We start from the raw sequence: 10,973 nt of genomic DNA on the forward strand, positions 1-10,973 counted from the left end.
GATCTATGTCTATACGGATAGCCATCAATCACAAGACCACCTACACCTACGACCGGCTTGTTGCCTTATCACCCCATGTGTTCCGCCTGCGGCCGGCAGTCCATTCCCGCACTCCGATCGAGGCGTATTCGTTCAAGGTTTCGCCAAAAGATCATTTCATCAACTGGCAGCAGGATCCCTTCGGGAATTTCCAGGCCAGAGTGGTATTTCCCGAAAAAGACCAGGGAACTCGACATCGAGGTAGCGGTCATCGCCGATCTGGTGGTCATCAATCCCTTTGATTTCTTCGTCGAGGACTATGCCGAAAAATATCCTTTCGCCTACAAAGAACACCTGGCAAACGAACTCGTTCCCTATATGGAGATGGAAGAGGGCGGACCGCTGCTCGACCAGTGGCTACACAAGGTCGACCGAACGCCAAAACCCATCATCGACTTCCTCGTCTATCTGAATCGACAACTAAACAAAGATATCGCCTACACCGTCCGCATGGAGGCTGGGGTCCAAACCTGTGAAGAGACATTGACCAGGGCGCTGGGTTCCTGCCGCGACTCCGCCTGGTTGCTGGTGCAAGTCCTGCGGCGGCTGGGGCTGGCTGCGAGATTTGTCTCAGGCTACCTCGTCCAGTTGACGGCCGATGTTAAATCACTGGATGGTCCGTCGGGAACGGAGAACGATTTTACGGATCTTCATGCCTGGACGGAAGTGTATCTTCCCGGCGCCGGCTGGGTAGGGATGGACCCCACGTCGGGCTTGTTTGCCGGGGAAGGCCATATCCCGCTGGCCTGCACCCCGCACTATGTCAGCGCCGCGCCCGTAGTAGGCGCCACCGAAGAATGCGAAACCCGCTTCTCCTTTTCCAATACCGTCACGCGCCTCCACGAAGACCCCCGCGTAACAAAACCCTATACCCCGGAACAATGGGCCACCATCGATGCCACCGGCTACAAGGTCGACGAAGATCTGCTGGCCGGCGATCTGCGGCTGACCATGGGCGGGGAACCCACCTTTGTGTCCATCGACGATATGGAGTCGCCGCAATGGAACACCGATGCCGACGGCAAAGAGAAACGACTCCTGGCCCATGACCTGCTCTTCCGGCTTCGCGAGCAATTCGGGCCGGCGGGGATGGTCCACTATGGACAAGGAAAATGGTATCCCGGTGAACCGCTCCCCCGCTGGCAATACGGCCTTTTCTGGAGGAAAGATCATGTCCCGCTGTGGAAGAACCACCGGCTGATCGCCCATGAAAGAACATGCCGGGGATATACTCAGGCGGATGCGGGCCGGTTCATCCAGGCCCTGGCCGATCACCTCGGCGTGAGCGAAGAAAATAGCAGTCCCGCATACGAAGACCCCTTTTACCTCTTATGGACGGAAGGGAAAATGCCCGTCAACATCGATCCTGCCCGGGTCAACTGGAAAGACCCGCTCGAACGCCGGACGCTCTACCGGCTGCTGGACACCAACCCGGGTGCTCCTGCGGGTTATACGCTGCCGCTGAAATGGGATTATGATCGCGGTAAATGGAAAAGCGCAAAATGGATCCTCCACCGGGAGGCGCTTTTTCTGGTGCCGGGCAACTCGCCCATCGGCTTGCGGCTGCCGTTGGATTCTCTTCCCCTTGTCGCCAAAGAGTACGCCGCGCAACGAGTCGAGCGTAGCCTTTTTGAAGAGCTGGCGCCGCTGGGGGATTACCGAACGGCTGTAAATGCCCGCTATGGCGGGCCGGCCGAGCCTTTCCAGCAAACGATCGGCCGGCAATCGACGATGCAATTCACGGAGACGATCATCACGGCCCTTTGCGCGGAAGTCCGGGACGGCATCCTATATATCTTCCTCCCGCCGATGGATTACCTCGAACATTATCTCGATGCCCTCGCATCGGTCGAGGCCACGTCGGAAAAACTGAATCTCCCGGTCCGCATCGAAGGGTATGAGCCACCAAGAGACTACCGCATCGAACGGCTCGTAGTCTCCCCCGACCCCGGTGTCATCGAGGTAAATATCCATCCTGCCAACAACTGGAAGGAGTTGACGCACAACATCGGCACCCTCTACGAGCAGGCTTTTTATCCCGTCTCGGCACCGAAAAATTCATGCTGGATGGCCGGCATACCGGGCACCGGCGGTGGCAACCATATCACCATCGGCGGCTCGAAGCCCGCGGACAGTCCGCTGCTGCGCAGACCCGATCTGCTGCGAAGTCTCATCACCTACTGGCAGCATCACCCGGGCCTCTCGTATCTTTTCTCCAGCGCCTTTATCGGCGCCACCAGCCAGGCGCCCCGGGTGGACGAGGGGCTGAGCGAGAAGCTGTACGAGATGGAGATCGCCTTCAGCCAGGTGCCCGAGTGCGACTTTATCCCGTTCTATCTCGTCGATCGCATCTTCCGGCATTTGCTGACGGATATCACCGGCAATACGCACCGAAGCGAGTTTTGTATCGATAAACTTTATTCGCCCGATACCGCTTCCGGGCGGCTGGGCATCCTCGAGTTCCGCGCATTCGACATGCCGCCGCATAAGGAGATGAGCCTGGTGCAGATGCTCCTCATCCGGGCGCTGATCGCCAAATTCTGGCGGAAGCCCTACAAACATGGTCTGGTGCGCTGGGGAACCAAACTTCACGATAAATTCCTGCTTCCGCAATTTGTCCGGGCGGACCTGCAGGAAGCTGGTGGCCGATTGCAACGAAGCCGGTTATCCTTTTGACATCGGCTGGTTCGATCCCTTCCTTGAGTTTCGTTTCCCCCGGTATGGCACTGTCAGCCTGCAGGGCATTACGATGGAGATCCGGATGGGGATCGAGCCCTGGAACGTGTTGGGGGAAGAGATGTCCGGCTCGGGAACAGCGCGATATGTGGACTCCTCATTAGAAAAGCTGCAGGTAAAGGTCAGCGGCTGGAATGGCGACCGCTACGTCTTGTTGTGCAATGGGCGCCGCGTCCCGCTGACAGCTACGGGTGTAAAAGAAGAATATGTTTGTGGGATCCGCTATCGGGCATGGCAGCCTTCTTCGGCACTTCATCCGACTATCGGGATCGATACACCGATAACTTTCGACATCGTGGATACCTGGAACGGCCGGGCCATCGGTGGCTGTACGTATTATGTGTCGCATCCCGGCGGCCGCAGCTATGACGCCTTTCCCGTGAACGCTTACGAGGCCGAGTCCAGAAGGAGTAATCGCTTCGACACCACCTCTTTTCAGCAGGACGTGCTCCGGCCTTCACCCGACCTGTCCGCGCTGCGGCGATATATTCAACAGGACCGGCTGCCCTTTCCCTGTGATCCCCCGCCGGAAGAGATCAATAAAGAATATCCGCATACGCTGGACCTCAGGCGTTTCCGAGGCCGTGGATAAACCGGAGTTTTTCTATCACCGGGCTGGAAAGAATAAATGGATAAAAATCGGGATGCCCCATGCTCCGGTTCATGCTGTTGACGGCAAAACAGAGCGGCAGCCACCGTCGGATCAGCCGGTTAAAGTCTTTCATCTTATAGGGATCTTTCGGGATGCTGGCGCTGATCCCCGCCGATTCGTCCAATTCCACTGGGTCGACGGAGATGCCGAAGGACCAGGCAGTTTCCAGCGTATCCATCATATGTAAATAGTGTGCCCAGGTTTCCGCCCAGTCTTCCCAGGGATGTGACGTCGCATAGGGGCTCACAAAGCGCTGGTCCCAATCGGCCGGCGCCCCATTCGAATAATAGGTGGCCAGAGCGGCGGAATAGTCCTTGCGTTCGTCGCCGAACAATTGGCGGTATTTGTCAATGACGGGCCTGTCCCTGATCAGCACATCCCAATAGAAATGGCCGATCTCATGGCGAAAATGCCCCAGCAGGGTCCGGTACCGTTCGCCGAGGTCTTGTTTGTTCCGCGTCCGCTGCGCCTCGTCGGCCTCGGCAATATTGATAGTAATGATCCCGTTGTCATGACCCGTCATGACGTGTTCGCCATTGGGGGAATCGGCCATAAAATCGAAGATGATGGATTCGGTTTTTCCGGGACAGGTTACCTCGAAAGGCAAATGTAACCGCAGCAGAGAATAGATTAGCCGGTGTTTGGCCACTTCCATATTCTTCCACCGGAGCCGGTTTGCATTGTCTTCCAGCGAAGGGATCACCCGGTTCAACGTGCAGGCAATACAAAAACCAGATTCTGAAGTGGCGGGAATCAGCCAGTTGCAGACCGCGTATTCCGCATTCCTGCAGTATTTGTACCCGGATTCCGGTTCGAGCGTAAGCATTGTCAACGCGGTGGGGTCGAAACCCACGGCATATCCGCAATTCAGGCAGATGCTATTCTCGAAATACAGGGGGTTATGACAGTTGTTGCAGGTGTATACTTTCATGATGAGGTTATGGAACCTGGGAGGAGCAACAATTGTACCACGGGGATTGCCTTACTCCACTCTTCTCATATCCACCGACACGGACAATCCGTGTGTCCCGCTGCTGAGGAGGATTCCCCGCATCGGTGCGATGTCCGCGTAGTCCCGGCCCCAGCCAATGGTGACATGCTGCTCCGCCGGCAGCAGATTGTTGGTAGGGTCGAAGTCCACCCAACCCAGATTGGGGATATAGACGCTGAACCAGGCATGCGAGGCGTCAACGCCGATGAGCTTTTCGACCCCGGGCGGCGGGAGCGTTTCGATGTAGCCGCTGACGTACCGAGCCGGCAGACCGGCCGATCGGCAACAGGCAATCGCCAGGTGCGCAAAATCCTGGCATACCCCTTGCGTTCGCGCATGACCATCGCCAGCGGCGTAGAGACGGTAGTGAAGCCGGGGTGAACCGGAAGTCCGTATAGATGCGGTGCATGAGATCACCCGCGGCCTCAAGCACGGGTCTCCCGGGCAGGAAGGATCCCCGCGCATAGGCGGCGATATCGTCGTTGGCGGCCGTCATCGGGGTTTCGAAGAGATAGCCACCGATATCGGCATCCTGTTCCAATGAAGGATCTCCCGCGGCCTCCATCCGCTGCTCGATTTCGGAAGACACTCTCACCGACAGTTTCGCATGCTCTTTTTCGATGGAGAAATAGATGACTTTGTTGCCGAAGAAGTCTTCGTATTCGTGGAAGGTATCGGGTTCGGGATGGATCTCTACTGCCACCGAAGTACAAGATTGCCGGTGAGTATTCCGCGGCACCAGCCGTAGCAGGTTGTAGCATACGCTCACCGGCTCATGATAGGTGTACGTCGTTTGATGGGAAATGAGGTACTTCATGTTTGAAATAGGTTTTTGAGATCACATCCGGGATCGTGGCCAGCAACAGACTCATGCGGGACAGGAAATCGTCAAGCAGATGATAGTTGTTCCCATCGGCGGTCAAAGTCGTGAGCTGATCCTTATCAGATGATTTCAGGAGGGCGTTGGCTTCTACGATGATCCGCTCGTATTCCGCCAGGGCATGACCCGTCCGGGCTTCGGGCAGATTTTTACGATGTGCATTTAGCCGGTCCACCTGATAGGTGAGGCTCCGGGGATTGTTGGGATCGAACAACAGGAAGTCCAGCACCAGCCGCAGATCGATCGGACGACGATATTTGTATCTGTAATTGACAAGACTCTCCTGACTCATCAGCACACTCTGTTGCAGATTGTAGTCGACGAGATCGCTGTTTCGGACCACCAGCGTGGTTTTCAGCATCGAAAGCAATAACAGGCTTTGCTCTATCTTTCGGCCGATGTCGAGTACGATCCATCCCTGTTCGCGGGAAATGCTCTCTCGGTTGAGGCCGATAAAGGCTACGATGAAGGTGATAAGATTATCCAGCGTATGGAGCATGCGGAGGTGGCCCTGATGTGAAAGGGGATGTCCTGGGCCAGCTTCCTCTTCCATGGTACGGAGGACTCGCCAGGTATCGGTCGACCAGTGTTCACGAACTTCGTGGATGACCCGCTGCAACTGCAGGAAATTAAACTTCAGGCTTCCGTTCCTTCTTTCATTCAGCAGTACCTCTTTCAGTTCCGTCCAGGGATTGGCGAATTTAGCCTGGCTTTGCGGCCCTGTAAATCCGGGATACGTGTAGGTATATTGGGTGAGGGCCACGAGCAGGCTTTTCTCCGTGTGTTGGTTGTTTTCGGTGTTCAGCTTGTTGCCTTCGGCGAGGAATTGCATGACGGTTCGCAGGAAGCGGGCGTTGCCCAGCACCCGTTCGGTATAACGGCCTACCCAGAACAGGTTTTCGGCGGCGTGGCTGGGTAGCATTTCCTCTTCCGTTTCTGCGATTCGGTCGGGGGGTACCTTCAGCGCAGTGAGGGTACGGTCCGGCTCCGGGGAGAGGATCCAGGTGTCCTTGCTGATGCCGCCGGATTGGTTGGAGATGATAAAACTCCCCGACTCCGAACCGGTGCGGCACAGCCCGCCGGCCATCGCCACATAGCCGTCTCCGCTGCTGACGAGAAAGCTGCGGAAAAGGACTTTCCGGGTCTCGATCTTTCCGCCGATGAGGGCGGGCGTCGAAGATATATCTACCTTCTCCTGGCCGACGAAGCTGGGCCGGGTTTGCGAGGATCCGCGCCTTCAGATCCTGCAACTGCGCGGCGGAGAGTGCGGCGCCGTCGATGGATGAGCTGCCTGCGGGATTGCGGGCGATCTTTTTTATGACGAGGGCGGGCAGGTGGTTCAGCACATACTGCATCTCTTTGGGCTGCCCGCACCACCAGGTGGCGATGGTTGGGATAAGGAGGTCTTCGGACAGAAGATAACGGGCCATTCGCTGTAGGAAGGGCATCATTCCCGGGTTCTCGAGCACGCCGCTGCCGATGGGGTTGGCGATGCTGACATGGCCGTCGCGGACGGCCTGCAGGAGTCCGGGGACGCCGAGGCGCGAGTCTTCTTTCAGTTCGAGGGGATCGCAATAGATATCGTCCACGCGGCGAAGGATAACGTCCACCCGTTCGAGGCCGCCCATCGTTTTCAACCAGACGTAGCTGTCCTTTACGATGAGGTCGTTGCCCTGTACGAGCGTGAAGCCGAGGTAGGAGGAAAGGTAGGCGTGTTCGAAATAGGTTTCGTTGCTGGAACCGGGGGTTAAAATGACGATCCGTGGAGCGGCTGGCTGCCTCGATTGGGTGGGCTGACGGGGGCGAGCCCGTTCAGGCCGTCCCGCAGGGCGTTGAAATACGGGGCCAGATGCCGCACTTTTTGGCCGTCGAAGAGTTCGGGTACGACACGCGTCATCGCCGTGCGGTTCTCGAGGGCGTAGCCGGACCCCGAGGGCGCCCGGGTACGGTCGTTCACTACCCATAGGCGGCCGTCGCGGCTTCGGGCAAGGTCGGCAGAGTACATCACGAGGTGCTGGCGGCCGGGGAGTCGGATGCCGCAGCACTGGCGGAGGAATCCGGGGTGGTTGTAAAGAAGCTCGAAGGGCAGTATTCCATTGCGGATCAGCCGCCGGTCGCCATAGATGTCTTCGAGGATGAGGTTTAGCAGGCGCGCCCGTTGCAGCAATCCTGCTTCCATGTAGGGCCATTCGTCCTTGCTGATCAGGAAAGGGATGATATCCAGTTGCCAGGGCCGGTTAAGGCCCGAGGGATCACCGTAAATATTATAAGTGACACCGTTCTCCCGTAGCAGCCGGGTGAGGTCTTCGTTGCGGCCGGCGATCTCTGCGCTGCCCAGCCGACCATAGGACTGAAAAAACTCCGCCCAGTGCGGAGGCATCCCGCCGCTCGCGGTCCCCCTATTCCCTCATGCAGTCCAGCCTGGTCAGCGAAATGGTCCATGAGGCTAAAAATAGGGATTTTGGGGAAGAAACCGTTATGAACGAATAGTCAAAAAACGCCAGTTTGTTCGGGCATCGTTATATATTTGTAAATATAACGAACAGGAATGAAAGCACTTGTTAGTAAACCAAACCTATTCTATTCGATTCTTCTGTTATTCTGCTTAGTGGAAAATGCAAATTCTCAGTCGCCAGGCAGTATTAAGGGCAGCGTTACCGACTATGGAAGAACGAGTTTGGCTCATGTGAATATTGTCCTTGATAAAACAAATTTCCACACGACCACAAACGACAAGGGTGAATACAGCATCGGTAACATCGCGCCCGGCAGCTACCGTATTGTTATTTCGCACATAGGCTATCAAACTATTGAACGGGATATTTATGTAAAACAAAATGAGACTGTCGAATATTCTTATGCGCTTCAGGTCAGCGCTTTTGAAATTCCATCGGTTGAGGTGTATGGAGAAGGCAGATTTACGAATATTGCCCGATTACCTGAAATCGTTGGAACAACTATTTATTCGGGTAAGAAGAATGAAGTGCTGCTTCCTGACAGCATGAATGCAGATCTTGCTCAGAATAAAGCCAGAGATGTGTTTGCCAGAGTACCGGGTATCACTTCCTGGGAGTTGGACGGTTCGGGTACCCAAACGAGTGTGGCTGCAAGAGGGTTAAGTCCTCACAGATCCTGGGAATTCAATGTGAATCAGAATGGCTACAATGTTAATAATGATTTATACGGTTATCCTGAAGCAATGTACAATCCTCCACTGGAGGCTGTGCAGGAGATCCAAATTATCAGGGGATCTGCCGCTCTTCAATATGGACCTCAGTTTGGCGGCATGCTTAATTATGTAATTAGAAAACCCGACACTGCTAAAGTATTGCAGTTTGAAACTCAGCAAACTTTCGCATCGTTCAATACGTTCAATTCATTCAATGCATTGGGAGGGAGAAAGGGAAAATTTACTTACTACGGGTACTTTAATTATCGCAGCAGCGACGGATGGCGTCCCAATTCCAACTATAATTTCCTGAATGGTTATGGAAGTTTGCATTATAATCCGACGGACAAAATGGATATTGCTGTCGAATATTCAAGGGAAAGCTATGTGCAGAAATTTGCTGGTGGGCTTACCGATTCAATGTTCGCCGCCAACCCGCGTCAGGCAACAAGAAGCAGGAATTATTTTAATCCCATAATTAATTTACTTTCCTTGAAATTGGATTATTCCATAAATTCCAGGACGCAGTTGAATGTTAAAGCGTATAGTTTGTTTGGACAAAGAAATATGGTGATCGCCAATCCCAATCTGGCGACAAACGCGGACACTATTATAAAGACATTGGGTTCCTACGCGCAGAGGCAGATCAACCGGGATTACTATCAGAGCTATACTGTTGATGTTCGGGTGATAAGAAAATACAACCTGTTCGGTAACGAAAGCGCATTGTCGGGCGGAGTGAAATATTCAAACATCTCAACAGACAGAAGACAAAGCGGAGTGGGAACCACGGGAACTGATTTTGATCTTACTATGACTGGTGATTACGGTATTAACCTTCTTTTTAGAACGGTTAACTATGCTGCATTTCTGGAAAATATTTTCAGGATTACCAATAGGCTGTCCGTCACCCCTGGTATCAGGTATGATTATCTTAATACAACGCAAAACGGAACCCTATACAGCGTTTATAACGATTTTCGTCCCGTTTCACTTTCAACTTCCAGAAATATTTTGCTTGGTGGAATAGGGGCGCAATACAAAATTGCCAGGAGTGCGGAATTTTATGCGAATTATTCCCAGGCCTATCGGCCGATCCTTTTTTCGAACCTTATAATCGGCTCAACCACGGCAGTGATAGACCCGAATTTGAAGGATGCAAAAGGGCACAATGCAGATATTGGAATAAGGGGAAAGATCGGGAATATATTGAACTTTGATGTGAGTGCCTTTGAATTATATTATAGGAACAGAATAGGAAATATAACACTATCAGATAATGCCGGGAATCCCTATTCGTATACAACCAATGCGGGAAATGCGCGAACCAGAGGAGTGGAGGCCTATTTGGAAATTCATTTGCTTAATCTCAAAGATGAGAACTTCAACTCCGACCTTTCGATATTTTCATCCTACGCCTATAACGATGCAAAGTATTTGAGCGGGACGTCCGGAAAAGTTAATCTGAGCGGGAGAACTCTGGAAGATGCTCCGAAATATGTTAGCCGATCCGGAATAAACGGCACGGTCAGGAATATATCTGCCACAGTTTATTATTCCTTTGTGGGCGGATTGTGGTCAGATGCCAACAATACGCCTGGCTCCGAAAAGAATCCAAGTGTGGGATATGTGCCGTCCTATAAGGTGATGGACTTCGCCATGAGCTATAAATTTCTTGACCATTGCAATATTAGAATTGGCATAAATAATTTGACTGATAATAGATACTTCACCCGAAGGACCGAAACGCTGGTTTATCTTGGTAAGGGTGTATTACCGGGTGATGGGAGGTCTGTCTATTTTACGTTGGGTGCGAAATTCTGATCAACGGCAGAAGATCTGGCTCTCTGAAATGCCAACTTTGCTGAACCCCCCGGGAGAAATAGGTATAGGTAGCGCAAAATGTGCATTAAAAACCCCACACCACTCCTGGTTAGTGCTGCAAAAAACATTTATACTGGCTGGTGGCATAGTTATTGAATTTCGTAAAAATAAGCGGCTGGCCAAACGCTCAATTAGTCAGCTTAATTCACTCACGTTTAAAATTTTTATATGAAAACGAATAAAATAACGGTCCTTGCATCAGGCTTAGCGATGGCATTTACTCTATTTGCTTTTACTACTTTTAAAAATGGCTCCATCAAGGGAACAGTGAGCCCGTCGGCCGCAGCAACTTCGGCGTACGTTGTTTCGGGAATGGACACGATGAGAACGAATATTCGAAACGGTGCTTTTGAAATTGGTGAAGTAAAACCCGGCACTTACAAACTTGTGATAGAAGCCGTCTCTCCATATAAGAATTTTGAAAAGGAAGGAGTAGTTGTCAATGAAAAGAAGGCTACTGATGTAGGAGAAATTACCTTGCAGCAATAATCCGTTTTTCAGACCGGGGCATCGTCGATTATTCACTACGTAACGACCGAACGGGGTTCATCAGTGCAGACCTTACCGACTGGAACCCCACCGTCAAGGCCGTAATGACAAGCGCAATCGCGGCTGCCAGAAC

General features: G+C 53.0%; 11 protein-coding genes and 1 pseudogene. 6 read left to right on the forward strand and 6 right to left on the reverse strand.

The genetic code is table 11. The features are described from left to right. Positions 1 to 5 precede the first annotated feature (5 nt). The 3 genes from ACQ86N_RS10470 to ACQ86N_RS10480 are packed head-to-tail and all read left to right on the forward strand — an operon-like array spanning position 6 to position 3,367. Positions 6 to 281 carry a transglutaminase N-terminal domain-containing protein gene (locus ACQ86N_RS10470; RefSeq protein WP_431215106.1) on the forward strand — a complete coding sequence of 92 codons (276 nt, stop codon included), beginning with the start codon at positions 6 to 8 and terminating at the stop codon, positions 279 to 281. Then, the gene (locus ACQ86N_RS10475) at positions 262 to 2,715 is read left to right on the forward strand and encodes a transglutaminase family protein (RefSeq protein ID WP_431215107.1); all 2,454 of its coding nucleotides are present in this window, start codon (positions 262 to 264) and stop codon (positions 2,713 to 2,715) included. The genes ACQ86N_RS10470 and ACQ86N_RS10475 overlap by 20 nt, the downstream gene beginning before the upstream one ends. After that, positions 2,681 to 3,367, forward strand: coding sequence for a transglutaminase family protein (locus ACQ86N_RS10480; RefSeq protein WP_431215108.1), 687 nt, complete (start codon positions 2,681 to 2,683; stop codon positions 3,365 to 3,367). The genes ACQ86N_RS10475 and ACQ86N_RS10480 overlap by 35 nt, the downstream gene beginning before the upstream one ends. Here ACQ86N_RS10480 and ACQ86N_RS10485 read toward each other — a convergent pair. The 4 genes from ACQ86N_RS10485 to ACQ86N_RS10500 are packed head-to-tail and all read right to left on the reverse strand — an operon-like array spanning position 3,342 to position 6,385. Next, entirely contained in the window at positions 3,342 to 4,358 is a 1,017-nt protein-coding gene (locus ACQ86N_RS10485; RefSeq protein WP_431215109.1) for a zinc-binding metallopeptidase family protein, read from the reverse strand. The genes ACQ86N_RS10480 and ACQ86N_RS10485 overlap by 26 nt on opposite strands. 51 nt (positions 4,359 to 4,409) lie before the next feature. Then, positions 4,410 to 4,718: a transglutaminase-like domain-containing protein gene (locus ACQ86N_RS10490; RefSeq protein ID WP_431217352.1), complete on the reverse strand. Its 309-nt coding sequence runs from the start codon at positions 4,716 to 4,718 to the stop codon at positions 4,410 to 4,412. Continuing rightward, entirely contained in the window at positions 4,615 to 5,235 is a 621-nt protein-coding gene (locus ACQ86N_RS10495) for a transglutaminase N-terminal domain-containing protein (RefSeq protein WP_431215110.1), read from the reverse strand. The genes ACQ86N_RS10490 and ACQ86N_RS10495 overlap by 104 nt, the downstream gene beginning before the upstream one ends. Continuing rightward, positions 5,192 to 6,385 (reverse strand): alpha-E domain-containing protein, encoded by a 1,194-nt coding sequence (locus ACQ86N_RS10500; RefSeq protein ID WP_431215111.1) that lies wholly within the window; start codon positions 6,383 to 6,385, stop codon positions 5,192 to 5,194. The genes ACQ86N_RS10495 and ACQ86N_RS10500 overlap by 44 nt, the downstream gene beginning before the upstream one ends. 73 nt (positions 6,386 to 6,458) lie before the next feature. Between ACQ86N_RS10500 and ACQ86N_RS10505 the strand changes: the two genes are divergently transcribed. Then, the gene (locus tag ACQ86N_RS10505) at positions 6,459 to 6,584 is read left to right on the forward strand and encodes a hypothetical protein (RefSeq protein ID WP_431215112.1); all 126 of its coding nucleotides are present in this window, start codon (positions 6,459 to 6,461) and stop codon (positions 6,582 to 6,584) included. Here the strand turns inward: ACQ86N_RS10505 and ACQ86N_RS10510 are convergent. Further along, positions 6,567 to 7,058 (reverse strand): annotated as a pseudogene (locus ACQ86N_RS10510) (circularly permuted type 2 ATP-grasp protein); the annotation flags it as partial. The gene ACQ86N_RS10505 and the pseudogene ACQ86N_RS10510 sit on opposite strands and share 18 nt — an antisense overlap. Beyond that, positions 7,046 to 7,678, reverse strand: coding sequence for a circularly permuted type 2 ATP-grasp protein (locus ACQ86N_RS10515; RefSeq protein WP_431215113.1), 633 nt, complete (start codon positions 7,676 to 7,678; stop codon positions 7,046 to 7,048). The gene ACQ86N_RS10515 and the pseudogene ACQ86N_RS10510, both read right to left, overlap by 13 nt. A 168-nt stretch (positions 7,679 to 7,846) precedes the next feature. Between ACQ86N_RS10515 and ACQ86N_RS10520 the strand changes: the two genes are divergently transcribed. Together ACQ86N_RS10520 and ACQ86N_RS10525 are read left to right on the forward strand one after the other, a co-directional pair. Continuing rightward, entirely contained in the window at positions 7,847 to 10,291 is a 2,445-nt protein-coding gene (locus ACQ86N_RS10520; protein ID WP_431215114.1) for a TonB-dependent receptor domain-containing protein, read from the forward strand. 228 nt (positions 10,292 to 10,519) lie between these two features. Further along, positions 10,520 to 10,840 carry a carboxypeptidase-like regulatory domain-containing protein gene (locus tag ACQ86N_RS10525; RefSeq protein ID WP_431215115.1) on the forward strand — a complete coding sequence of 107 codons (321 nt, stop codon included), beginning with the start codon at positions 10,520 to 10,522 and terminating at the stop codon, positions 10,838 to 10,840. Positions 10,841 to 10,973: the final 133 nt, after the last annotated feature.

Source organism: Puia sp. P3 (assembly GCF_050632245.1).
In the GTDB taxonomy this organism is placed as follows: Bacteria; Bacteroidota; Bacteroidia; order Chitinophagales; family Chitinophagaceae; genus Puia.

Coding starts and splice junctions, on each gene's coding strand:
- ACQ86N_RS10470 (WP_431215106.1), top strand. CDS start 6: ATGTCTATACGGATAGCCATCAATCACAAGACCACCTACACCTACGAC.
- ACQ86N_RS10485 (WP_431215109.1), bottom strand. CDS start 4,358: ATGAAAGTATACACCTGCAACAACTGTCATAACCCCCTGTATTTCGAG.
- ACQ86N_RS10495 (WP_431215110.1), bottom strand. CDS start 5,235: ATGAAGTACCTCATTTCCCATCAAACGACGTACACCTATCATGAGCCG.
- ACQ86N_RS10500 (WP_431215111.1), bottom strand. CDS start 6,385: ATGGCCGGCGGGCTGTGCCGCACCGGTTCGGAGTCGGGGAGTTTTATC.
- ACQ86N_RS10505 (WP_431215112.1), top strand. CDS start 6,459: ATGAGGGCGGGCGTCGAAGATATATCTACCTTCTCCTGGCCGACGAAG.
- ACQ86N_RS10515 (WP_431215113.1), bottom strand. CDS start 7,678: ATGCCTCCGCACTGGGCGGAGTTTTTTCAGTCCTATGGTCGGCTGGGC.
- ACQ86N_RS10520 (WP_431215114.1), top strand. CDS start 7,847: ATGAAAGCACTTGTTAGTAAACCAAACCTATTCTATTCGATTCTTCTG.
- ACQ86N_RS10525 (WP_431215115.1), top strand. CDS start 10,520: ATGAAAACGAATAAAATAACGGTCCTTGCATCAGGCTTAGCGATGGCA.